This window comes from Paenibacillus crassostreae (genome assembly GCF_001857945.1).
Taxonomy (GTDB): domain Bacteria; phylum Bacillota; class Bacilli; order Paenibacillales; family Paenibacillaceae; genus Paenibacillus_AQ; species Paenibacillus_AQ crassostreae.
In genome coordinates this window covers 567,611-590,912 of the sequence record NZ_CP017770.1, presented here as the reverse complement: position 1 = coordinate 590,912, position 23,302 = coordinate 567,611, and the positions used below count along the sequence as shown (strand labels likewise).

Below are 23,302 nucleotides of genomic sequence, written 5' to 3'. Positions count from 1 at the left end.
TTTAGTGACCTCCTTCGATCAAATACGAGAAAAACTTTTGAAGCGTCAAATTTTCAATAGTAATGTCTAGTTTTCGCGCCTGCAGCCTGTCCCCATCGTTCAACTTTTCGAAAATGGCGGCAATCTTCCCGTGGCCGTAGGATTCCGTATGTAATAATCGCTTCCCTTCGGTAAATAAAGACACGGCATCTGAATTTCCCCGAATCAAATAAGCTGCCATGCGTATTTGATTCATCTCTTCATGAAGCAGAAGGGAGCCCTCATCAATGATATATACTCGCTCTGCGATTGGGGCGATTTCGTCAATCAAATGCGTTGAAAGTAAAATCGTACGGGGGTGATTGGCGTAATCCTCCAACAGTTCCTTGTAAAACCTTTCCCGCATCAAAACATCAAGTCCAAGCACCGGTTCGTCGAATACTGTCAACGAAGCCCGGCTGGCCAGACCGATGATGTTTCCTATGAGTGATTCCGTACCTCTTGAGAGATGTTTGATTTTTTTGTTTGGATCGAGCCGAAACGTTTGAAGTAGCTTATGAGCAAACGTCCAGTCCCAATTGGGATGAAAATTCGCAGCAAACCGCAAAACCTCGATCAATCGCGCTCCTCCGAATAGCTTGTTTTTCTCCCGTACGAAACAGAAATCTTCCGGAAGTTCACCTTTGTCCAGCTTTTTTCCTCTTACCTCAATGGTGCCGTCGTTCGCAAAGATTCCGCCTGCTATTATGTTAAGCAAGGTCGTTTTGCCAGCGCCGTTTCGCCCGAGCAAGCCATAAATAACGTTTTCCTCCAGTTGTATATCCAGATCCCGTAAGGCGTAGTTTTGACCATATTTTTTGTTTAATCTGTCACAACTCAATACGATGCTCACCATGAATTCATTCCTTCTTTAATTGTTTAATCATGTTAATGATATCATCGGTTGTCAGCTCGAGTTTGTCGGCTTCATCTAGCAGATTGGACAGCAATTCCTTGTAGAAACGATCTCTTCGTTGATTCTGAATCTTTTGTTTAGCATCAGACGAGACATACATGCCAAGCCCTCTTTTTTTATACAAAATACCTTCATTTACGAGCAGGCCGATCCCCTTCACTACAGTCGCAGGATTGATTTGAAACAACTGAGAAAACTGAGCCACGGAAAGAATCTGCTCGTCCTCTCGGTAAGTTCCGTTCAGGATATCGTCCTCAATTATATCCGCTACTTGTTGAAAAATTGGCTGCTTTTCGTCGAAAGTGACGTTCATTACCTCACCACTCAGCATCGTAGTTTGTTACCCATCTAGCAGAAAAACATAACTTACATGCAAACATTTGTCAATAATTAACTTTTCGAAAAGAGTGAGTTGATGTTTTTACATACAAGCCAGTTATTGACAATTGATTTCGATTGAATTACAGTATGCTACATGAGTAACATACTAACATACTTTACTAAAGGGAGCACTTCAAAAGTGTGACAAATAAATAATGGGGAGATAGAAATTATGAATACATTAATCGAATTCAAAAACGTAACGAAAGAATACAAAATAGGCGAAGTGCCGATCAAGGCGCTGAACGGCGTTGACTTTTCCATCAACGAGGGCGAATTCGTCGTTGTTCTGGGTGCAAGCGGAGCTGGTAAAAGCACGATTCTGAATATACTTGGTGGCATGGATACGGCTACCTCGGGTAAAGTGACTGTTGGCGATAAGGATATTACTAGCTTCAACGAGAAGAAGCTTACGGGATATCGCGCCGAGAAGGTAGGTTTTGTCTTTCAATTCTATAACTTAATCCCCAATTTGAATGCTTTAGAAAACGTTGAATTCGCCACTGAAGTATGTAAAAACCATCTGGATGCCAAAGAGATATTAAATAAAGTCGGGTTAAAGAACCGGATGAAGAACTTCCCGTCCCAGCTCTCCGGAGGAGAACAGCAGCGAGTTGCTATAGCACGCGCCGTTGCAAAGAACCCTTTGCTATTGCTCTGCGATGAGCCGACTGGTGCGTTGGATTATGTAACCGGCAAGTCCGTTTTGAAGCTTCTTCAGGATTTGAACACGGAAACGAAAAAGTGTGTTGTGCTGGTCACGCATAACTCCGCGATTGTGCCGATGGCGGATAAAATCATTCGGGTGAAAAGCGGAAAAATCGAAAGCGTAACGGTCAATGAGCACAAACAAAGCGTTGAAGGGATTGAGTGGTGATGAAATTAATCAAAAAATTGTTAAGGGATATCAAGCAATCGATCGGCCAATTTCTTGCCTTTGTATTGGTTATCACCATAGGCGCTTTTTTCTACACGGGGCTGGTCACGTTAAGCGATAATCTTAGCACTTATACGAAGGAATACTTTCATACACATAATTTAAGCGACTTGAACGTCTACTACGACCAAATTTCCAAGCAGGACACGTCGGAGTTGGATGAAATCGAAGGGACAAACAAGGTTGAAGGACGGTACACCTTCGATGCGACGCAATCTTTTGGCGATACGAAAGCGACCTTAAAGATCCATTCGATCCCCGCCAACAATATTATTAATACGCCTACGGTGATTGAGGGCAACATTCCGTCTCGCAAGGATCAAATCTTGCTTGATTCCCATTACGCCAGGGAACATCAGTACAGAGTGGGGGATCAAATAAAGTTAAGCGTTAATGACGAGGATGTGGCATTCACCATTAGCGGCTTGGGCGAAAATGTGGAATATGCCAAAAAGAACGAAACCCAGGACCATAAAACTTCCGGATTCGCATATGTGGCTGAAGCGGGAATTCCTCGAATCGCCGGTAGCCTTTATTATAATGAGGTTTTGATCGATGCTGAAGAAGGGTACGATATAGACCGGTTAGGCCAAAATGTTGAAGCGCAATCCTATAAAAATTCTTATGTAAGCCAAATAAGCAAAGACCGAACATTTAGTTATTCGCAGCTCCAACAAACAGTCTATAACAATAAATTGATGAGCAAGGTTATTCCGCTGGTTCTCTTTATAATCGAAGCGATCATTCTCTTCCTCACCATGTCTCGGATCATCGATTCGCAAAGGAACCAAGTAGGAATTATGAAGGCGTTAGGAGTGAAGAGCAGTAGCATCATGCTCCATTACATGGGGTTTCCGGTGCTTGTCGGCATCATAGGATCCATTATTGGTTGCATCGTTTCGGCAATCATATTCGTTCCAATGATTGAGACGTCGAATGCTCGATCCTACTCGCTGCCGAGCATTGCCTTCTCCCTATCCCCCTTCTCGGTCATTACGCCTATCCTCTTCTCGAGCGCATTCGGCATGTTGGCTTGTTACTTAAGCGGCATAGGTATTCTGCGAGAACACGCAGCGGAGGCGATGAGACCTAAACCGCCGAAGAAGATGAAGAAGCTGCTCATTGAACGGCTTCCGGAAATCTGGAGACGCATTTCCTATAGCAATAAGCTCATTTTAAGAAACATCTTTCTTAATAAGCAAAAGGCGATAGCGAGCTCTGTTGGCGTTGTGGTGAGCACGGTGTTATTGATCACTGCTTTCGGGACTCAAACGTCCTTGCAAAGGGTGGCTGACCAAATCGAAGAGGTAAATACCTATGATCTGAAGGTGGATTACACGAGGGGAGCAGAGTTAGAGAAGGTAGAGTTACCCACCGGGATTGAAAGCAGCTATTATCAATCGGCCTTTCCCGTGGAATTCGTCAAAGGCGATGATCATGAGAATGCCACGTTGACTGTTACGGAGAAGGACAACGCTCTTATTCAATTCTTCGACGAGAACGACAATCCGATGACGCTTATGGACAGCGGCGTACTGGTACCCAAATCGTATGCGGATCAATATAAGGTTGCTATAGGGGATACGATCCGAATTCGATTCACCGATCCGTCGTTTGCGAATAAAACGGTCGATATGAAGGTTACGCAAATATCCAATCAGTATTCGAATCCGTCGTTCTTTTGCTCGATAGCGTATCTCAAGAGCTTTGGAATCGACTACAATCCATCCTCGATTCTAGTGAAAGCCAGTAACACCGCAGACCTTACTAGCGTCCGACAGTTCTTCGAACAAGACAATCAGGTAGATACAATCGCGGACAAGGATGATTTGAAAGAATCTGCACAATTTATTCTGAAGCAAAATAGTTTTATCTTCATCATGTTTATCATTAGTGCCGTCATTCTTTCGTTTGGTGCCATCTACACGATATCCTCCATCAACATTTACGAAAGGAATCGCGAGCTGGCTACTCTTAAGGTATTGGGTTATCAAAAAAATAAAATAAATCGACTTATCTTCTCTGAAAACATGATACTCACCACCTTTGCGGTCATTATAGCACTGCCGATCAGTGGCTACATGTATTCCATTATTATAGAGGCGCTGTCGAGTACTCATCAACAAATCCCAGATCAAATAAATATGTTTGTGATGCTGGTATCAATCATTATTGCATTTTTGCTTACCACTCTCTCTAACTTGATGCTTCGGAGAAAGGTATCCCGAATTAATATGATTGAATCCTTAAAAAGTATAGAGTAAATCGGCAAGTCCCGTCCTTTATTCCAAAACCGTCCTGAATGTCAGAAGAGGCTCCTGAATGTCAGAAGAGGCTCCTGAAAGTGAGAAGGGCGATCAGCATGGATCGGGCAATGAATAAAAAATGAGGTGTGGCAATATTGTTCAAGCACGCCTAGTAATTGGCGACTCGTCTTGAACATGTTTGTAAAAATCAAAAAACTCCTATCTAGGAGTTTTTTTGATAAACAATGTTAGCACGTGAATGGCTTCTGTAAATTTAGAAACGCCCCCCGGCAGCGAAGCCTTTTGGAGAGATACGTTCAATTTCTTCGAAATCCGCTGGAGTAAGTTGAACCTGTAGAGCGCCAAGATTATCCTTCACTCGGTCTATTCGTTTGGTACCGGGGATTGGCACAATAAAGTCTCCTTGGGCGAGAAGCCACGCCAATGCAAGTTGAGCAGAGGTGCACCCTTTTTTTGAAGCCATCTCTTCGATCAGCGCTGCGACTTCCACATTTTTAATGAAATTATCGCCTTGGAACCGTTCATAATGTCGCCTATAATCATCCTCTGTCAAATCTTCGAACTTTTTAATTTGTCCTGTCAGGAATCCTCGTCCCAGCGGGCTATAAGGTACAAAACCAATTCCTAATTCTTTGAGAAGTGGAAGTACTTCATCTTCCACTTCCCTACTCCATAAAGAATACTCCGTTTCCACTGCCGTAATGGGATGAATGGCGTGCGCACGGCGGATGATATCAGCTGGTGCTTCGGATAGACCGATAAAACGAATTTTTCCATCTTTGACCAAGTCAGCCATCGTTCCAATGGTTTCTTCAATAGGGGTATTCGGATCGTAGCGGTGCTGATAATAGAGGTCAATGTAATCCAATCCGAGATGGTATAAGCTAGCATCCACCGATTTTTTGATATACGCCCGATCACCTTTCGGCCCCTGGGTATGCGTTACACCAAATTTCGTGGCAATCACCGCTTTATCCCGTCTATGCTTAAGCGCCCGTCCTACCAACTTCTCGTTTTCTCCAAACCGTTGCTGTGCAAATTCACCATAAATATCCGCTGTGTCAAACATAGTGACGCCGATATCGAGCGCCTCATGAATCACGCGAACCGATTCCTCGTTATTTGGCATCATCATGGTTCCAAGTCCTAATGCTGAAACCTCTAATCCCTCACGTCCAAGCGTCCTTTTTTGTATAGATTCCGACCTCATGCATTCTACCTCCTAGAAATAATATTGATGGAACTCATTTTTTGGTTTCCACTTGCCCAACCTATTATTTGGATTTACCCGAAGCTGGTATTGAAGCGGCAGTCTTAGACGAAGCAGGACGCGTCATTCGCTCGGTTATGATCGCCGTAAATTTTCGTGTGAGAAAGCGAGCGCTTTGAGCTATCCAATAATTGGATATTCCATCTATGATATAGCTTCGCCCTTTCTCGATCCCTCGGAAGCCAGCTTTCACAACTGACTCGGGAGTGCCGTTAATTCCTCCTGGCATTTCCGTTGTGCCAATCACATCGAAAAATTCCGTCTTGGTCGTTCCCGGGCATAAGGCAAGGACGCGCACCCCAAGATGGCGGTTTTCTGCAAAGATTGACTCAGTGAACGAAAGAACAAACGCTTTGGTAGCTGCATAAGTAGCCATATAGGGGATTGACTGAAAGGAGCCAAGGGAAGCTATATTTACAATAATTCCATTCTTCTTCTGCTGCATGTAGGGCAAAAATTGATGGGTCATATCCACGAGCGAAGCTACATTCAGGCTAATCATTTCCTGTTCTCGCTCACTTGAAATTTCCTCGAAACGACCGTGTGTACCGAAACCTGCATTATTGATCAGAATGTTCACGTTAAGGGCAAGCACGGCAATTTGTTCAGCCAACAATCGCGCCGCACCTGGTTTGGATAAATCAGCTGGTAGGGCATATGCCTCTATACCGTATTTAGATGATAATTCCTTTGCCAGAGCCTCTAATTTGTCCTTCGACCTCGCCACCAAAATCACATGGCTGCCTAAAGCAGCCAGTTCCGTAGCGTATGCCTTGCCGATACCTGTTGAAGCACCGGTAACCAGTGCCACCTTGCCTTTGTAATCGATCATTGTTAAAGCCTCCTAAATAAAAAATTTGAGTTTCTGTGTTACTTAGCCCCTCTTTTGGAATATTTATTCCACTCAACAATAGGTATTTAACATGAAAAAGTCAACTGAATTAGAAAAATAGTTCTACATTTACGGATTCCGTGCGTAAAACAGCTAATTTCAAACATATAACCGCTATATGTACGGAATATTTATTCCTAAAATTGACGTGCCATTGATCAAGTTGTATGATTGATTGGAATAATTATTCCTTAGTGAGGTGCGAAATGAGTAAACGTGAAGATATTTTGGTGGCAACCCTTGATTTAATAACGGAAGAGGGCTTGCAGTCCGTTACCTTTTCGAAAATCTTTAAGAGGGCAAATGTGGGTTCCAGCACCTTTTATAATTATTATAAAAGTAAGGAGGAGCTGGTCAGTGAACTCTTTATGAATACTCGTACTCATATGGGAGAAGAAGTTATGATCGGATATGATCCCAGCCTGACTGTCTATGAAAGAATAAAAGGCATTCTAAAAAGCACTGCAGATTATGCGCTTAACTATCCCAAGGAGCTTTCATTTATTGAGAACCATTGTCAGTCACCCTATATCTCCGAAGAATTGAGGAATAAGTTAGATCCCTCGGCAATCGAAATTTTCTCAATCATTGAACAGGGTCAAAAACAGGGTATTATCCGGGAAATGGATATCATATTATGTTGCCAACTCGTCACTGGAATGATTAACTCTGTCATAAACGGCTATTTGGCAGGGAAATATTCTCTTGATGAATATCAAATTCAGCAGACTCTAGAAGCTTGCTGGAAAGCAATTAAGGTTTAGTGAAAAAGCTTGTGACAATATTAGGCGACAATTCCTCAGCAAGTGCCAAGAAAGTTCCTCAACGTCCAACAAGTGGTTCAGCGCCAGATTTCCTTGCTGAAAATCACAGACGGCCAGTCAAATATAAGCACGGCACACATGTGGAGTGCTGTTCAAAACATATGAGTTCAAGATGCATTAGCGGTGGATAACTAACGCTAGAAAACCCTTTCATGTTCCTCTATAATGGAACTTAGTATCTTCTAATAGAAAGTTGGGGAACTCGAATGGGGTATGCTTTCGTTGAAAACATGGAACATTTTGCGCCTCATATATTCCAAGCTTTGGAGGGTGAAGGGCTGTATCGTTCACATTCTCACGAATCTGACGAGCTTACTCTCATACTGGAAGGAGAAGGCAGCTATACCACACAGAGTCATAGTATCCTAGTTGCAAGAGGAGATCTGATCCTCATCCCGACAAATTTGTTTCATGGATTCGTTTGTCTAAAAGCATGGAAAGGGATATCTGTACATTTTTTGAAGGAACAAGTTCCATCTTATTGTCAATATTTAATTAACCATGCCTTTCAACAAAATCCGGATCATATTCTGGTCTCCCGATTGAACGGGTGGCAATTGGACAAGGCTGAGTTGGCTTTGAAGCAATTGGAGGAAGAATGGTCAAGGAAGCAGCACGGTGAATTATCTTATGATTTGATGCGAAACGCGCTTGAATCGCTGCTTCTCAGTTATCATGCGAACGCATCGGAATCGATGAAGGCGAGCCGGATTGAGCAAGGAAGCGATAATCAGATTATCCAGGATGCATTAAAAGTGATTCATGGCGCTTATCAAACCACGTTGAAAATATCTGATTTGGCAGTACATTACTTTTTGTCCGAAAGCATCTTCCGCAAGAAATTCACGGATATTGTCGGCGTATCTCCAAAGCAATACATCATCAGACTTCGTCTGAATGAAGCAAAAAGACTGCTACAGTATACCCGCAAACCAATCGAATGGATCTCCTCTGAGGTTGGATTCACTTCATCCAGTCGCTTTCATGAGCTTTTCGTCAAACACTTTGGAAAAACCCCGTTGGAATGGAGAAAACAAGAAGAATCTGGTTCAACGTGAGCCTACTGATACAAAACCGACCGACGAAAACGGCGGTTTTTTGTTTTTTTTGGCTTGTAATCGGAAGCGTTTCCATTAACTAAGTGTGAAAATAACCTGCTAAGATTTAAATGTAATAAAATAATTCAATTACAAAAGGGGAATGGGAATGAAAGCGAAAAAGTCAGTATTTCTTGTGATTTGTTTCATTTTATTTGCGGCTACTGTAATCGGCTGCGCAGGTACAAAGACAAATACAAATGACAACGCTGCTAATCAGAATGCAGGCAACAATAACACCGCTGCCCCTGGAAATAACGGTGATGCGAATACAGGCGAAGAGGTGAACATCAAATTTGCCGGTTGGGGCGACCCGTCGGAGAAGAAAGTATTCAATCAGCTTATCGCAGATTTTGAAACAAAATATCCAACGATTAAAGTAGAATACCTGCATATGCCAGCCGACTATGTCGGCAAGATGAACACGATGCTGGCTGGCGGCACCGCTCCTGACGTGCTGTATGTACCGGATGGCGATTTCGGCAGATGGGTAAGCGCAGGCTTGCTGCTTTCGATCGATTCCTATGTTGAAGCAAGCGATATCGACACAGCGGATATGTGGGACTCCGCGCTTACGCGTTATAGTTTTGACGGGGTAAAGACAGGAGCAGGCGAGCTTTATGCTTTGCCTAAGGATATCGGCCCAATCGTGTTGTATTACAACAAGGTGCTGTTCGACGCTGCTAATGTTCCGTATCCTAGCGCAGAAAACCCAATGACGTTTGATGAACTGCTCGAAACAGCGCAAAAGCTGACGATTGATGAGAACGGCGACGGCAAACCAGAGCAATACGGCATGGGTCCGGCTTGGTGGGAAGGCTGGATTTGGGGTAACGGCGGCGATATCATAAGCGAAGACCGTACGGAGTTCTTGATGCACGAGAAAGCAGCTGTTGACGCGATGCAATTTGCCGCAGATTTGCGCAATAAGTACAAGGTAACGCCGGACAGCCGAGCATTGCAGGCAATGAACGACGGTCAAATGTTTGAGACAGGCAAGTTGGCCATGATGGAACAAGGTCGTTGGATGGTACCGACATATCGGAACTTGGATTTTGATTGGGATGTTGCACCGAAACCAACAAACGGCAAGTGGGACGGCCATAGCGGTTCCGTTGGCCTAGGCATCTATTCAAAAACAAAGAATGCTGACGCTGCTTATAAATTGGTAGAATACTTGGGCGGTCCAGAAGGTCAAAGACTACAATCCGAAATGGGCTTTGCGATTCCGAGCTTCAAATCGATGGCAAACACTGATGTGTTCCTGCAGCCTGGACAAAAGCCGGAGCACGCAGAAGTATTTATTAAGGCGGCTGAAGCTCAGAAAGCAGGACCGTGGACGTACCTGCCAAATGCGAAATGGTGGGATACGTTGAACCAAAACCTGGCTCAATTATGGGATGGCAGAAAAACAGCCGAACAACTTTTTATAGAGTTGAAGCCAGAAATCGATAAAGCAATTAAAGAAGGAAATCCGAAGCTATTTGAATAACGAAAGGAGGAGGCGCAGTTGGCGATGACAGAAGTCTCCGAAACCCGACTAGCACAGCCTAATCGCAAAGCAAAACGAAGGTTCAAAAAAGAGTATTTATGGGGATATTCATTTGTAGCTGCACCCATCTTAGGTTTTCTGCTGTTCGCCTTCATTCCGATCGGCTATTCGGTCTTTGTGAGCTTCACGAAATACGATGCGTTTAATCCGCCGGAAGTTATCGGAGCAGAGAACTACGCAAGACTCTTGTTTGAGGATCCGCTATTTTGGAAGTCGTTGGTCAATACATTTTATGCCGCTGTCGGTATTCCGATTGGCATGGCGGTGGCACTTGCGATTGCAATTGCCTTGAATCAAAAAATAGTTGGAATCAAGTATTTTAGAACGGTTTTCTTCTTGCCAACAATATGCTCTGTTGTTGCATTGACCTTGCTCTGGAAATGGATCTTTAATGCGGATTACGGCTTGCTCAATTATTTGCTCAGCTTAATCAATGTTGAAGGTCCTGCATGGCTCAACGATTATCGTTGGGCTATGCCCTCCATGATCATTCAAGGCGTATGGGCTGGGCTTGGATTCCATATGATCTTATATTTGGCCGCGCTGCAAGGTGTGTCCTCTACGCTATATGAAGCTGCTGAGATCGACGGTGCCGGAAGCTGGAAAAAGTTCCGCTATATCACTATTCCAGGCATTTCACCCACAACCTTGTTCATTCTGATCACCGCCATTATCGGAGCTTTGCAGGATTTTGTCCGGTTTATGATCATGACCGAAGGCGGTCCTGAATACTCGACGATGACGGTTGTGTATTATTTATTCCTAAATGCATTCCGGTACATGGATATGGGTTACGCTTCTGCTATGGCATGGATGCTCGGAATCCTGATCATGATCATCACTCTGATTAATTTCTGGCTGTCGCGGAGGTGGGTGCACTATGAATAAGAATCGTATGTTCGGGAGAATTTCGGCTTACGTATTTCTGATTTGCGGCTCGATATTCATGCTTTTGCCGTTCGCCTGGATGATCTCTACGTCGCTCAAACAGGAAGGAAAAGTATTCGAATATCCAGTTCGCTGGATTCCAAATCCTGTCGAGTGGGGCAATTATTTAACCGTATTAACAGAAGCCCCTTTGATTGGCGGGCTTATGAATACACTGATAATCATTTTACCTCCGATGTTCATCGGGCTGCTTACAAGCGCGTTGGCCGCTTATGCATTTGCTAAACTGCGCTTTCCAGGACGGGATTTTCTGTTCATGATGATGCTTGCGACAATGACGATTCCGGGCGTTGTAACCATGATTCCAACTTTTATTCTGTTCAAAACGATCGGATGGTTGGATAGCTGGAATCCGCTTATGATACCCGGTATGTTCGGTTCCGCGGCATGCGTGTTCTTCTTGCGCCAGTATTTCCGGACGATACCGTCCGAACTGGAGGATGCAGCAAAGATGGATGGTCTGAATCCGTTCGGCGTTTTTGTACGAGTTATATTGCCTCTATCGAAGCCGGCACTCGCCGCGCAGGCCATATTCGGATTTATTGGCGGTTATAACGATTTTATGGGACCGCTCATTTATATCAATAGTCCGGAGAAATTCACGTTACAGCTAGTTCTGGCGTCGTTCCAAGGTTATTACGTTTCGAATTGGACTTTGATTATGGCTGGATCCGTTCTGGCGCTCATCCCAACTGTGATTTTATTTTTCTTTGCTCAGCGATACTTCGTTGAGGGCATCACTATGTCTGGGATGAAAGGATAGGGAGGAGACGAAAAATTGGGAACTACAGTAGAGAAGACATTTAACAATCCGATTCTGGCAAAGGGAGCCGATCCGTGGATGTACAGGCATACGGACGGCAATTATTACTTTATGGTAACTAGGGGAAATCGTCTTGAATTGATGAAATCCCGCTCCATGAGCCGAATTGCGGAAGGGGACCGTAAAATTGTATGGCTTCCTTCGACATCCGGAATGAACAGCCAAAACTTATGGGCGCCGGAGATTCATCATTTGAATGGAACGTGGTATATCTACTTTACTGCGAATGACGGTGGCGGAGACGACACAAGGAGAGTCTATGTGCTCGAAAACGAGAACGAGGATCCGTTTGAAGGGAAATGGACCGAAAAGGGCGTTGTCAACACAGAGTTTGCCGGCTTGGACGGTACTGTGCTGGAGCATGGCGGGAAGCTAATCTTTATGTATGCGGGATATGGAAACTTCCCGGCATATGGTTCTGCCATCTATGCTGTTGAAATGGTAAACCCGTGGACGTTAAAAGGCGAGAACGTGCTGCTCACAAAGCCGGAATATGAATGGGAGCAGCAAGGCGGGATGGCAATTAACGAAGGACCTTGCTTTTTGAAAAGGTTCGGCAAAGTATTTCTAATTTATTCGGCCAGCACTTGCTGGTCGGATGACTACTCGCTAGGCATGCTGAGCGCATCTGAAAATAGTGACCTCTTAAATCCGTCTTCCTGGACGAAAAGTGATACTCCGGTTTTTTACAAATCGTTGCAGAACCGCGTATTCGGTCCTGGACATAACAGCTTCACAGTGTCGCCTGACGGAACTGAGGATTGGATTGTTTATCACGCTATTCCGGAATCTGGCGGGGGAAGTGAAAAACGCAGCACGAGGATGCAGAAATTCGGTTGGACCGAGAATGGGAACCCGGACTTTGGAGCCCCAGTGCCCCAAGCTACGGATATCCCGGTACCCTCGGGCGACGAGTAAAGGAACTTAATGTTAATGACAAAACGTTGGAAGTGGATAGGGTTATTACTTTTTATGTGCGCAATAGCTATAGGAATGAGCTTGGTATGGCAGTATTCTGAGAAAGAACTCGGAGATCCTGTTCCGTTTACGAACCCGGTTTATCAGTCTGACGCGCCTGACCCCACTGTTTTGAAAGCTGACGACGGGTATTATTATGCGGTCACGACCCAAACGGACCGCGATGGGACATTTACGCCGCTTCCGATTTTGCAATCGAAGGATTTGGTCAATTGGGAGGAGCGGGGAACCGTCTTTACAGTGGAAAGCGTACCGGAGTGGACGACCTACAATTATTTTTGGGCTCCCCATTTGACTTACCATGACGGGAAGTACTACGTTTACTATTCGACAATGTTGAATGACAATATCGAGTCAACCGGTATGGGCATCGGAGTAGCGGTGGCGGATCATCCAGAAGGTCCCTATGTGGATAAAGGCGAACCCGTTCTTGCTGGGATTAGTTTCGATACGATCGACCCGTTTGTTTTTGATGATGAGGATGGCAAGCGCTACATGTATTGGGGCTCCAACGGTATGCCAATTTATGCCCAGGAACTGGCAAGCGACGGAATGAGTGTTATTGGCAAAAAGACCGAAGCGATATGGGCGGGTCAGTATGATGTTCGCGACGGTTATGACAAGTTGGTCGAAGGACCTTGGGTTATCAAGCGGGAAAACTATTATTATATGTTCTACTCTGGAGATTACTGCTGTCAGGTCAGCGGTCATAACGCTCATTATGCGGTAATGGTTGCAAGATCCGAATCGCCTATGGGCCCATATGAGATCTATGCAAATAATCCGATACTAGATATGAATGATAAGTTTTTAGCGCCGGGACATAATGCAGTCATCCAGGACGATGCGGGGCAGGATTGGATACTTTATCATGCTTATGATCTTATCCATGCTGACGTACCAGGCCGAGCCATGTTGCTCGACCGAATCGATTGGGAGAACGGCTGGCCGGTCATCAATGGCGGTAAAGGGCCAACCTCCGAATTGCAAACGGATGGGCCCGTTGTTCAGAAAAGGTAGGACAGGGAACTCCCTGTTCTATTTCTCAAGCTTCAATAACCGTGATAGATCGGATATGCCGAAGTGTATGAAACTGTTAGTATATTAACTTGATGATTAATCTTTAGGCTTAATTCCGGTTTTCAGGCATCATTCACACAATCTATTTGTGCGATTGATGCCTGTTTTTGTATTAATGAAGGTATCAAATCTAGGCAGGTGTTCGTGATGATTTCAACGCATCCAAAATCCCTACAACTCAAGCCTTAAAATTATCCTGCCACTTCAATAATCTCTGCTCCAAGAACCTCACAAATGAATCCGAGAGTTTACCTGCAAGGGCGAAGATGATAATGCCGACGAAGACGGTATCTGTCTGCATGAAGGAGCGAGCATCTTGGATCATGAAGCCGATCCCCCGGTCTGCGCCTAATAGTTCAGCTGCAACTAAGCACATCCATGCGACACTTAAAGACAACCGGACACCTAATAGAATATTGGGTAGTGCGGAGGGTAACATCAGTTTCGTGATTTGGTGGAAACGATTATATTCCATGACTTTGGCAACTTCGAATAATTTGTTATCTATGTTTCTTATGCCGAGAAAGGCTTGTAGGTACAATGGGAAGAATGATCCTAGGGATATTAATAGGACTTTGGATAGCTCACCAAACCCGAACCACAGGATAAAGAGGGGGGTGATCGCTAGCAAAGGAACGGTACGAATCATTTGAAGAGTAGGGTTTAGATAGTGTTCAGATCGGCTGTTCATGCCAACCAAAATACCGAATAATAACCCGAGTGCGCCTCCTAATAAGAAGCCTAGTAAAGCACGGATTAGACTGATCTCCATATGATCCCACAGTTTCCCTGAAGCAGCTAATTCGATGCCACGTGATACGATCAGAGAGGGTGAGGAGAATAACAAGGAAGGCAATATTCCTATCTTGGTTAATAACTCCCAGACAATCAGCACCAAAATGGGGAGAAACAAAGCGCGGAATACAATGATTCCACGGGTCGTCGTCAACTTTCTTTTCTTTATAACTTTTTCTTTATTTTGCGTAAGTGCTACTGTGCTCATAATCATGTTCCCTTCTTTTATCAAATATATTCTGTCTCTTATATACTGAAATCTTCTTTCTCATTGATCTTGTGATCAAGATGTTCTAGAATCACGGTTCTAAATTCTTGGAAAGACTTGCTTGTTCTTTTTCTAGGATAAGGAATGTCTATCGGCACGATGGCTTTAATACGACCTGGTTTCGAATCCATCACGACAACTCTAGACGATAAGAAGACAGATTCATCAATATCATGCGTGACAAGCACCATCGTTGTTTTATTACTTTCCCAAATGTGGTGTAAGGCTTCCTGCAAATGAGAACGTGTGAAAGCATCCAGTGCACCAAACGGTTCATCTAACAAAAGAATCTTCGGATTACGAAGCAGTGCTCTAGCAATCGCTACGCGTTGGGACATCCCACCAGATAATTGACGTGGATATGCTTTTTCAAATCCTTTTAAGTTCACGAGAGCAATGAGATCGTCAACTCTTTGACGAACATCGGGGTCTTTCAAGGATAGATTGCTCGCAATGTTCTTCTCCGTCGTTAGCCAAGGAAATAAGCGATGTTCTTGAAAAATAAAACCTCTGTCCTTAGAGGGTCCGTGAACTTCTTGAGACCCCACTTCAATGTGACCTTGAAAGTCTAAATCTAGACCTGCAATGAGCTTGAGTAATGTACTCTTACCACAACCACTTGGACCGATGATGGTCACGAATTCTCCGTCTTTAACCGAAAGATCTAATTGATCGAGGACGTGAACACTCCCATTATTATTCTTAAAAGATTTGCTGACTTGTGTAATTTCTAATGTGGATACCATGGATCTTTCTCACCCTTCCAGAGATATATAATTAAAAAGAGACCCAGTAAAATGACAGAAACATCATTCTACTGAATCTCTAGTTGGCTAGTGGATTCACGTGATTTATGGAACTGGGTATAATTTAGCACGAATTTAAATCATTATCAATACTTAATACCAACTAAATTTATGGGAATAATAAATATAATGATTGACAGACTATTTCCGACCTTGTTATGATACGTTCAATTCAACATCACACCCACATTACATCATGTTCAATAGTTTATTAAACCAAAGAAAAGAATCGACTGTTCGGTCAGAGATTCGGTAAAAGGGCTTCATTACCTTTTGCTGAATCTCTTTTTTTTCTTTCTAAGTCAGCTATCCAGATGTGATATGTGAGATGAACCAAAAAATAATATCCCGGAGGGAAAAACAATGACAACACAACAACAGATCAAAGTAGTACCCGTAGCGGGTCGTATCGGAGCTGAAATCCAAGGTGTTCAATTAAGTGGAGAGTTAGATTCTGCGGTGCTCAATGAGATCAAAGAGGCTTTACAGGAACACAAAGTTGTTTTCTTCAAAGGGCAGAAACATCTAGATGATGCGAGTCAGGAGGCATTCTCAACATTACTAGGCGAGCTATATGCACATCCGACTGTACCCGTTAGAGATCATACAAGTTCGATCTTAGAGCTTGATTCTCATTCAGGCACAAGAGCAAATCAATGGCACACAGACGTTACATTTGTACCTGAAGTGCCGAAGTATTCTATTTTAAGAGGTGTAACCATTCCTTCTGTGGGTGGCGATACGGTCTGGGCTAATACGAATACAGCCTATGAAGATCTACCTGAAGGCTTGAAAAAACTAGCGGATGAGCTGTGGGGAATTCATTCCAATGAATTTGATTATGCCAAGTTGACGATTAGCCAAGCAACAGATGAGGAAGCGGAGGAGAAATACCGGAAGTCTTTTGCATCAACGGTGTTCAATACCAAACATCCTGTTGTACATATTCATGCGGAGAGTGGTAAGAAACATCTGCTTCTAGGGAACTTTACTCGGAAACTTGTGGGGTATTCAAGTAGTGAATCGGAAAGCCTAATCAGCATTTATCAATCATATGTAACACGTCTTGAGAATACAGTGCGTTGGCAATGGACTGAAGGTGATGTAGCGATCTGGGATAACTTAGCTACCCAACATTATGCGATTGCGGATTATGAAGAACGTCGTATCGTACGTCGTGTAACAGTTGGTAAGAACGTACCGAAGAATCAACATAACGAGTCAAGTGCGCTTCTTTTGAAAAAATAAATCAATTAAAAATGAGGAGGAATCATAAGATGACAACACAAAAACAGCAATTAAAAGTGGTACCTGTGGCAGGACGAATTGGAGCCGAGATTCAGGGTGTTCAATTAAGTGGGGAGTTAGATCCAGAAGTATTTAATGAAATACAGCAAGCGATCCAAGAGCACAAGGTGGTTTTCTTCAAAGGACAACATCATCTAGATGACGCAGCCCAAGAAGCATTTGCTCATTTATTAGGAGAACCTTATGCACATCCAACCGTTCCTGTGAAAGAAAACTCTAATTACATTTTTGAATTGGATTCTGAGCATGGGGCAAAAGCCAATCACTGGCATACGGATGTGACGTTCGTACCGGAAGTACCGAAATACTCCATTTTAAGAGGTGTAACCATTCCTTCTGTGGGTGGCGATACGGTCTGGGCTAACACCAATACAGCCTATGAAGATCTCCCAGAGGGATTAAGAACATTAGCCGATGAGTTGTGGGCTGTCCACACCAATGACTTTGATTATGCGGATTTTAAACCAAATTCAGTTAATCTTGAAGATAATGAGACTTATCAAGCATATCGAGCTACCTTTGAATCCACTGTATTTAAGACGAGACATCCTGTTGTACACGTCCATGCTGAAACTGGGAAAAAGCATCTCCTGTTAGGTGGTTTTGTCAATAAATTAGAAGGATTCAGTTCAAGCGAATCTGAAAAAATACGCAGTATTTTTAACTCCTATGTTGAGCGTTTAGAGAATACAGTACGCTGGCAATGGACAGAAGGGGATGTTGTGATCTGGGATAACTTAGCTACCCAACATTATGCTATCGCAGACTATGAAGAACGCCGTGTTGTACGCCGTGTGACCGTAGGGAAGAACATCCCTGTGAATCAGCAACAAGAACCAAGTAAATTAATTACAAAGAAATAACATGGAAAACTGCCGAATGACCTTCGGCAGTTTTCCTCTAGATTAACGACTATGGAGTGTGATAACGATGCAACTCTCAAAACCCCAATCGTGTTGTTCTGTCTCAAGAGATCAAAGTATGCATATAAGAGAAACGAATCTGACAGATTTCCAAACCCTAGACTTAAACAATATGGTCCAGATTCCAGCCGGTGAATTTATACTGGGTTCAGAGAATGACGAAAGCTCGGAAGAAGATGGAGAGACGATTCGAAGAGAAGTGTACATAAATTCTTTTTACATGGACAAATATGCTGTAACGAATGAACAATTTGCACGTTTCATTGAAAAGACAGGCTATGAGACAGATGCTGAGAAATATGGGTGGTCTTTTGTCTTTCATTTATTTGTGAGTGATGAATTGGAACAAGATATTCTTGGTTCGCCGAAGGATACGCCATGGTGGATCGGGCTGGAAGGGGCAAGTTGGAAATGTCCTGAAGGGCGGAATTCTTCCACAGATCACCGACTTACACACCCTGTTGTTCACGTATCATGGAATGATGCGATAGCCTATGCTACTTGGGCTGGGAAACGGTTACCTACGGAAGCTGAATGGGAATACACTGCCTCTAGTGGGGTAATAGACAGGAAATACCCGTGGGGAATGAACTCCAAGAAGATGGCGAACATCACTGTAATATATGGCAAGGGGAATTCCCACATACGAATAGTGGAGAGGATGGATTCATAGGTACTGCACCAGTAGACAGTTATGATGCCAATGCATTTGGTCTGTATAACATGTCAGGGAACGTATGGGAATGGAGCGAGGAATCATTTTCAAATCAACCGTCTGATGCTACTAACATTTTATTAGACCCATCGATCAAGTTAATCAAAGGGGGATCCTATCTGTGCCATCGTTCGTATTGTAACCGATATCGGATAGCTGCACGCACGTTCAATACGGTCGATAGCTCGACGGGGCATATGGGATTTAGATGTGTGGCTGATGCTTTACACTAACGCGGTTCGATAATGAGGGTCTAAAAGCAAAATTCAATCGTATGATTGAGAACAGGAGACAGAGCTTTAGGGAGCTTTGGTAATTCCGAGGATACTTGAAATTCAAATGTATGTTTGTTGAAAATAATCATCTCGTCGAAACTCAGCACCTCAAATGCTGAGTTTTTTGCTTGTGTTCATTAGTTTGGATAGTAGTATCTATCCCGATTGGAAACAGTATTAAAATGGATGATTATGTGTTAATATAAAAATAGTATCAGGTACTAATACCAGATAATAATTAGGAGTGTGAGGTAATGGAGCAATCGAAAGCACGTATCACTGCCATTGGATCCTATGTACCAGTCAAAAGAATGACCAATTTCGATTTAGAAAAGTTAGTAGATACAAATGATCAATGGATAGTACAACGTACGGGCATCCGAGAGCGCCGCATCAGTGAACCAGATCAATATACAAGTGATATGTGCGTATCCGCTGCTCAAGACTTAATGCGAAGATACGATAAATCCCTGAAAGATGTGGATCTTATCCTTGTAGCGACGTCTACACCAGATTTTATTTTTCCCAGCGTAGCAGCTTTGCTTCAAGATAAACTTGGTATTTCCGGTTCGGTTGGAGCTATTGATCTCAGTGCTGCTTGTGCTGGATTTGCTTATGCACTTCACGTAGCGGACGGCATGGTGGCTTCCGGATTACATCGTAAGGTTCTCGTGTTTGGTGCGGATGCTATGTCTAAAATTACGGATTATACGGACCGGTCAACGTGTATCTTATTCGGTGACGGTGCTGGTGTTGTGCTTGTAGAAGCTGACCCAGAACATACAAGTTTTGTGGCCTACCATCATGAGACCGAAGGGATCGGTGGTGCTCACGTATATTTAAATGGTACAGCTGAGAAGTTGAACGGTGTAGATCTGAGTAACACGGGAGCACTTGTACAGAATGGGAAGGAAGTATTTCGTTGGGCTGTTAGAAATGTACCTGAGGGTATAAAAGCTCTTCTAGAGAAAAGCGCTTCAACCATAAATGATGTGGATTGGTTTATTCCTCACAGTGCCAATTTACGTATTATTGAACCGATCTGCGAGCGGACGAAGATTCCACTTGAACGAACGATATATAGTTTAGTGAACTTCGGTAATACGTCAGCGGCTACCATTCCACTGGCTATAGATTTGGGTATTCGTGAAGGTAAGATTCACGATGGGGAGCGTATCCTAATCTACGGATTTGGTGCAGGGCTTACGCAAGCAGGTTTATTGCTTAACTGGAATCCTGATAAGCAGGTTTATTTACCAGAAAGTGAACTATAATAGAAATGACTAACTAATATACAATTTCCAAATACATAAACGGGCCTCAAGATATCTTGGGCCTTTTTATGTTCGTCTAGCGACGGGTGGATTCAGCAGTCGATGGTGATTTTTCAATATCATTTTGGCCCGAGGTGATAAGGTGTACTGAATCGACTTGCGGACCGTCTGAACACTTTCAATGACATAGCGATGAATGGGAGTATGATGCGTCTAGTGGGGTAATAGACAGGAAATACACTTGGGGAAATGAACTTTATGAAAATGGCGAACATCATTGTAATATTTGGAAAGGGAGGACATATGGGATTTAGATGTGTGGCGACAGGTTAGGTTATATGGGAATTGTATTAACAAAGGATATGGAATTTCTCTAAATGAGAAGTTCCATATCCTTTGTTTATTGGTCTATTGATATGAACAATTACATTGTGAACTGACCATTGTCATAGTTGAACTGCCATTCTATACCGAACTTGTCTGTTAGATTGCCATAGCATGCGCTCCAGAATGTTTCCTGGAGTTCCATTCCGACCTTGCCACCTTCTTGGAGTTTCGCAAACAAAGATTTTACGTCATCTAAATCCTTACTTACGATGGCTAGGCTGATATTGTTCCCTACTACAAATGGCATACCTGGGAATGTGTCAGAGAACATCACATTACTTCCTTGAATTTGAAGTCGAGCGTGCATGACGAGATCTTTTGCTTCTTCGGGGAGAGTGAAGTTTGGATCTGGAGGTGTATCTCCAAAGGACATAATCTGTGGTTCCTCTGTACCAAATATCTCGGCGTAATATTCTACAGCTTCACGACAGTTTCCATTGAAATTTAGGTATACATCAATTGACATTTGCTTCTCTCCTTCGATATGAACTGTAAATCATTACTAATGATTTATATATGGATTGTAGCATTTATTCGAGAAATATCCAAAAACTTAAAAATTGTAAACGGGTGTCTTAAATCCTTTGAATAAACTCCCTTTTCTATTAAACTAAAGACAAGGTATAGCACTCCATTTAAAGTTCGTTGTAACAAGGCAGAAGGAGCTGAAGAATATGAAAGAAATGATTCAAGAAAAGTTAATAGAAATTGAACAAAAACATGATGTCAAAATACTATTTGCTGTTGAGTCAGGCAGCCGCGCATGGGGGTTTCCTTCCAAAGATAGTGATTATGACGTTCGTTTTGTATATATTAGACAACCTGATTGGTATTTATCTATTGACGAGAAGCGGGATGTTATAGAGGTTCCTATCAATGACCTATTAGACATCAATGGGTGGGATATTAGAAAAGCTCTAAAGTTGTTTCGGAAATCCAATCCACCACTATTAGAATGGTTAGTTTCTGAGATCATTTATTATGATACATATGGATTTAAAGATGAAATGTTAAGGTTACGGCATCAAGTATTCTCTCCAAAAGCCTCAGTTCATCATTATTTAAGTATGGCTAAAGGAAACTACCGAATGTACTTACAGGGTGATGAAGTAAAAATTAAAAAATACTTTTATGTGTTACGTCCTATATTGGCATGTAAATGGATTGAGAAGTACAATACGAATCCGCCTATTTCATTTCAGGATCTGCTAACTGAAATGGTAACTGATCCCGTATTGAAAAGTGAAATCAATGAATTATTAAGTAGAAAGATTGCCGGTGAAGAACTAAGTTTAGAGAAGAAAGTTGAAAGGGTAAATGAATTTATAGAACAAGAAATTGAGTATCTGACGGATTTTGCTAATTCATGTACAAGCGAACTTGAGGATCCTACGAACCTACTGGATATTTTATATAGAAAGTACTTAAAGATAGTATGGGGGAATACAGGATGATGGGGTCGTTGATTGAATCCGTGGTGAGAAAGTATTGGTTAACATGGAGAGGTTCCATCCAAAAGGGAATAGGTGGGTGGAACAATACAACATATTTTGTGGGAAATGATGATCTGCGCTATGTTCTACGTTGTTATGAAACACATCGAGATCGAGAAAAAATTGAATTTGAACATGCTATTTTAGAATCACTTCAGCATCAGTCACTAAGCTTTAAGGTTCCTATTCCAGTCAAAGCACTCGATGGTCAAACCATCGTTCAGATGGATGATGGAAGTGGAAAGTTTGCCTGTCTATTCGAATATATTGAAGGACTGTCTCCTAAAGAGAGCAACACCGTCATAGCTAACTCGTTCGGTGAAGTTACGGGTGAGCTTTCTGTTACTCTTGCAAGGGTCAATCTAGATATTGCACCTGCGTATCGACCGTATTATGAGTTGGAGAAGTCTTATCCAATATGTACACGTGAGGTCGTATTAGACTTTTGCGAGAATCCTCCGGAAGCCTTCGATGATCTGACAGACATCCTACATAAACTTAGAATAGCCTATATCGAAATCTGTGAATCACTAACTGGACTGGAAAAGTTGCCACAACAGCTTGTACATGGTGATCTGAACGAATCCAATCTTCTGGTACATAAGGAACATGTCGATCAGGTATGTGCATTACTTGATTTTGAATTTTGTACAATCGATGTGAGAGCGATGGAGCCTGCTGTTGTGATCTCGGGACTACTTGGTCACCAAGATGAAATAGCAACCGTGCGGCAATTTTGTACAGGCTTTGCAAGCAAAGTTCAGTTGTTACCAGAAGAAGTAGCTGCAATACCCATACTTATGCGCTTGCGTAAAGTGGATGTGTTTCTTCATTTTCTAAGTCGCTACCTTATGGATACAGATGGACCGGAGGTATTACGAGAGCAAGTGCAGTTGCTGGTTGCTGATCTGAAGCAATTGGAGTTAAGTTGGATTTGGATAGAAAAAGAGTTGAATATATTAGCGAAGGGAACATAAGTTGTGATTCATGAAAAAATTCCTTCAAATGAAGGTAGTATAAATTCTGACACAATATTGTGAAATTTATCACGTTGTAATTATGAAATTTTAATATA

Annotated in this window: 21 protein-coding genes and 1 pseudogene; 15 read left to right on the top strand and 7 right to left on the bottom strand. The window is 42.8% G+C overall.

Features of this window, described 5'->3' with window-relative positions:
- Window position 1: 1 nt before the first annotated feature.
- Both LPB68_RS02820 and LPB68_RS02815 read right to left on the bottom strand, forming a co-directional pair.
- Window positions 2–874 (bottom strand): ATP-binding cassette domain-containing protein, encoded by an 873-nt coding sequence (locus tag LPB68_RS02820; RefSeq protein ID WP_232510216.1) that lies wholly within the window; start codon window positions 872–874, stop codon window positions 2–4.
- A gap of 4 nt (window positions 875–878) precedes the next feature.
- Window positions 879–1,247, bottom strand: coding sequence for a GntR family transcriptional regulator (locus tag LPB68_RS02815; protein WP_232510217.1), 369 nt, complete (start codon window positions 1,245–1,247; stop codon window positions 879–881).
- 240 nt (window positions 1,248–1,487) lie between these two features.
- Here LPB68_RS02815 and LPB68_RS02810 point away from each other — a divergent pair, with 240 nt between their 5' ends.
- Complete coding sequence (locus LPB68_RS02810; protein WP_068658062.1) at window positions 1,488–2,192, top strand: ABC transporter ATP-binding protein; 705 nt, start codon at window positions 1,488–1,490, stop codon at window positions 2,190–2,192.
- Window positions 2,192–4,516, top strand: a complete 2,325-nt coding sequence (locus tag LPB68_RS02805) for an ABC transporter permease (protein ID WP_068658064.1) — start codon at window positions 2,192–2,194, stop codon at window positions 4,514–4,516. Before LPB68_RS02810 ends, LPB68_RS02805 begins: the two co-directional genes overlap by 1 nt.
- A 256-nt stretch (window positions 4,517–4,772) precedes the next feature.
- Here LPB68_RS02805 and LPB68_RS02800 read toward each other — a convergent pair whose 3' ends face one another.
- Window positions 4,773–5,714 (bottom strand): aldo/keto reductase, encoded by a 942-nt coding sequence (locus LPB68_RS02800; protein WP_068658692.1) that lies wholly within the window; start codon window positions 5,712–5,714, stop codon window positions 4,773–4,775.
- Between the two features lie 79 nt (window positions 5,715–5,793).
- Window positions 5,794–6,621, bottom strand: a complete 828-nt coding sequence (locus LPB68_RS02795; protein ID WP_068658066.1) for an SDR family NAD(P)-dependent oxidoreductase — start codon at window positions 6,619–6,621, stop codon at window positions 5,794–5,796.
- A gap of 266 nt (window positions 6,622–6,887) precedes the next feature.
- On the opposite strand from LPB68_RS02795, the gene LPB68_RS02790 reads away from it, so the two are divergent.
- From LPB68_RS02790 to LPB68_RS02760, 7 genes are all read left to right on the top strand, one after another.
- Window positions 6,888–7,445, top strand: a complete 558-nt coding sequence (locus tag LPB68_RS02790) for a TetR/AcrR family transcriptional regulator (RefSeq protein ID WP_068658068.1) — start codon at window positions 6,888–6,890, stop codon at window positions 7,443–7,445.
- A gap of 266 nt (window positions 7,446–7,711) precedes the next feature.
- Window positions 7,712–8,563, top strand: a complete 852-nt coding sequence (locus LPB68_RS02785; protein WP_068658070.1) for a helix-turn-helix transcriptional regulator — start codon at window positions 7,712–7,714, stop codon at window positions 8,561–8,563.
- Window positions 8,564–8,711: 148 nt separating this feature from the next.
- Window positions 8,712–10,094, top strand: coding sequence for an ABC transporter substrate-binding protein (locus LPB68_RS02780; RefSeq protein ID WP_082865701.1), 1,383 nt, complete (start codon window positions 8,712–8,714; stop codon window positions 10,092–10,094).
- Window positions 10,095–10,118: 24 nt separating this feature from the next.
- Entirely contained in the window at window positions 10,119–11,042 is a 924-nt protein-coding gene (locus LPB68_RS02775) for a carbohydrate ABC transporter permease (RefSeq protein WP_068658072.1), read from the top strand.
- Complete coding sequence (locus LPB68_RS02770; protein WP_068658074.1) at window positions 11,035–11,865, top strand: carbohydrate ABC transporter permease; 831 nt, start codon at window positions 11,035–11,037, stop codon at window positions 11,863–11,865. The genes LPB68_RS02775 and LPB68_RS02770 overlap by 8 nt, the downstream gene beginning before the upstream one ends.
- A 15-nt stretch (window positions 11,866–11,880) precedes the next feature.
- Window positions 11,881–12,843: a glycoside hydrolase family 43 protein gene (locus tag LPB68_RS02765; protein ID WP_257786623.1), complete on the top strand. Its 963-nt coding sequence runs from the start codon at window positions 11,881–11,883 to the stop codon at window positions 12,841–12,843.
- Between the two features lie 15 nt (window positions 12,844–12,858).
- Window positions 12,859–13,923: a glycoside hydrolase family 43 protein gene (locus tag LPB68_RS02760; RefSeq protein WP_157891902.1), complete on the top strand. Its 1,065-nt coding sequence runs from the start codon at window positions 12,859–12,861 to the stop codon at window positions 13,921–13,923.
- A 238-nt stretch (window positions 13,924–14,161) separates the two neighbouring features.
- On the opposite strand, the gene LPB68_RS02755 is transcribed toward LPB68_RS02760, so the two are convergent.
- Together LPB68_RS02755 and LPB68_RS02750 are read right to left on the bottom strand one after the other, a co-directional pair.
- Window positions 14,162–14,986, bottom strand: coding sequence for an ABC transporter permease (locus LPB68_RS02755; protein WP_099458682.1), 825 nt, complete (start codon window positions 14,984–14,986; stop codon window positions 14,162–14,164).
- Window positions 14,987–15,024: 38 nt separating this feature from the next.
- Complete coding sequence (locus LPB68_RS02750; protein WP_068658076.1) at window positions 15,025–15,792, bottom strand: ABC transporter ATP-binding protein; 768 nt, start codon at window positions 15,790–15,792, stop codon at window positions 15,025–15,027.
- Between the two features lie 423 nt (window positions 15,793–16,215).
- Here LPB68_RS02750 and LPB68_RS02745 point away from each other — a divergent pair, with 423 nt between their 5' ends.
- The 4 genes and pseudogenes from LPB68_RS02745 to LPB68_RS02730 all read left to right on the top strand — a co-directional run bounded on the left by LPB68_RS02745 (window position 16,216) and on the right by LPB68_RS02730 (window position 20,347).
- Entirely contained in the window at window positions 16,216–17,100 is an 885-nt protein-coding gene (locus LPB68_RS02745) for a TauD/TfdA dioxygenase family protein (RefSeq protein ID WP_068658078.1), read from the top strand.
- Window positions 17,101–17,129: 29 nt separating this feature from the next.
- Window positions 17,130–18,023: a TauD/TfdA dioxygenase family protein gene (locus LPB68_RS02740; RefSeq protein ID WP_082865704.1), complete on the top strand. Its 894-nt coding sequence runs from the start codon at window positions 17,130–17,132 to the stop codon at window positions 18,021–18,023.
- A gap of 172 nt (window positions 18,024–18,195) precedes the next feature.
- A pseudogene (locus LPB68_RS23840) lies at window positions 18,196–19,031 on the top strand (formylglycine-generating enzyme family protein).
- Window positions 19,032–19,327: 296 nt separating this feature from the next.
- Complete coding sequence (locus LPB68_RS02730; protein WP_068658084.1) at window positions 19,328–20,347, top strand: ketoacyl-ACP synthase III; 1,020 nt, start codon at window positions 19,328–19,330, stop codon at window positions 20,345–20,347.
- 424 nt (window positions 20,348–20,771) lie between these two features.
- Here the strand turns inward: LPB68_RS02730 and LPB68_RS02725 are convergent, their stop codons facing one another.
- Entirely contained in the window at window positions 20,772–21,200 is a 429-nt protein-coding gene (locus LPB68_RS02725) for a VOC family protein (RefSeq protein WP_068658087.1), read from the bottom strand.
- Between the two features lie 208 nt (window positions 21,201–21,408).
- On the opposite strand from LPB68_RS02725, the gene LPB68_RS02720 reads away from it, so the two are divergent.
- Complete coding sequence (locus LPB68_RS02720; protein ID WP_068658089.1) at window positions 21,409–22,188, top strand: nucleotidyltransferase domain-containing protein; 780 nt, start codon at window positions 21,409–21,411, stop codon at window positions 22,186–22,188.
- Window positions 22,185–23,204 carry a phosphotransferase enzyme family protein gene (locus LPB68_RS02715; protein ID WP_232510219.1) on the top strand — a complete coding sequence of 340 codons (1,020 nt, stop codon included), beginning with the start codon at window positions 22,185–22,187 and terminating at the stop codon, window positions 23,202–23,204. The genes LPB68_RS02720 and LPB68_RS02715 overlap by 4 nt, the downstream gene beginning before the upstream one ends.
- Window positions 23,205–23,302 lie beyond the last annotated feature (98 nt).

What these genes read in the sequence shown, in the direction of transcription:
- LPB68_RS02820 (WP_232510216.1), bottom strand. Translation starts at nt 874, where the DNA reads ATGGTGAGCATCGTATTGAGTTGTGACAGATTAAACAAAAAATATGGT.
- LPB68_RS02815 (WP_232510217.1), bottom strand. Translation starts at nt 1,247, where the DNA reads ATGAACGTCACTTTCGACGAAAAGCAGCCAATTTTTCAACAAGTAGCG.
- LPB68_RS02810 (WP_068658062.1), top strand. Translation starts at nt 1,488, where the DNA reads ATGAATACATTAATCGAATTCAAAAACGTAACGAAAGAATACAAAATA.
- LPB68_RS02805 (WP_068658064.1), top strand. Translation starts at nt 2,192, where the DNA reads ATGAAATTAATCAAAAAATTGTTAAGGGATATCAAGCAATCGATCGGC.
- LPB68_RS02795 (WP_068658066.1), bottom strand. Translation starts at nt 6,621, where the DNA reads ATGATCGATTACAAAGGCAAGGTGGCACTGGTTACCGGTGCTTCAACA.
- LPB68_RS02790 (WP_068658068.1), top strand. Translation starts at nt 6,888, where the DNA reads ATGAGTAAACGTGAAGATATTTTGGTGGCAACCCTTGATTTAATAACG.
- LPB68_RS02785 (WP_068658070.1), top strand. Translation starts at nt 7,712, where the DNA reads ATGGGGTATGCTTTCGTTGAAAACATGGAACATTTTGCGCCTCATATA.
- LPB68_RS02780 (WP_082865701.1), top strand. Translation starts at nt 8,712, where the DNA reads ATGAAAGCGAAAAAGTCAGTATTTCTTGTGATTTGTTTCATTTTATTT.
- LPB68_RS02775 (WP_068658072.1), top strand. Translation starts at nt 10,119, where the DNA reads ATGACAGAAGTCTCCGAAACCCGACTAGCACAGCCTAATCGCAAAGCA.
- LPB68_RS02770 (WP_068658074.1), top strand. Translation starts at nt 11,035, where the DNA reads ATGAATAAGAATCGTATGTTCGGGAGAATTTCGGCTTACGTATTTCTG.
- LPB68_RS02760 (WP_157891902.1), top strand. Translation starts at nt 12,859, where the DNA reads ATGACAAAACGTTGGAAGTGGATAGGGTTATTACTTTTTATGTGCGCA.
- LPB68_RS02755 (WP_099458682.1), bottom strand. Translation starts at nt 14,986, where the DNA reads ATGAGCACAGTAGCACTTACGCAAAATAAAGAAAAAGTTATAAAGAAA.
- LPB68_RS02750 (WP_068658076.1), bottom strand. Translation starts at nt 15,792, where the DNA reads ATGGTATCCACATTAGAAATTACACAAGTCAGCAAATCTTTTAAGAAT.
- LPB68_RS02745 (WP_068658078.1), top strand. Translation starts at nt 16,216, where the DNA reads ATGACAACACAACAACAGATCAAAGTAGTACCCGTAGCGGGTCGTATC.
- LPB68_RS02740 (WP_082865704.1), top strand. Translation starts at nt 17,130, where the DNA reads ATGACAACACAAAAACAGCAATTAAAAGTGGTACCTGTGGCAGGACGA.
- LPB68_RS02730 (WP_068658084.1), top strand. Translation starts at nt 19,328, where the DNA reads ATGGAGCAATCGAAAGCACGTATCACTGCCATTGGATCCTATGTACCA.
- LPB68_RS02725 (WP_068658087.1), bottom strand. Translation starts at nt 21,200, where the DNA reads ATGTCAATTGATGTATACCTAAATTTCAATGGAAACTGTCGTGAAGCT.
- LPB68_RS02720 (WP_068658089.1), top strand. Translation starts at nt 21,409, where the DNA reads ATGAAAGAAATGATTCAAGAAAAGTTAATAGAAATTGAACAAAAACAT.
- LPB68_RS02715 (WP_232510219.1), top strand. Translation starts at nt 22,185, where the DNA reads ATGATGGGGTCGTTGATTGAATCCGTGGTGAGAAAGTATTGGTTAACA.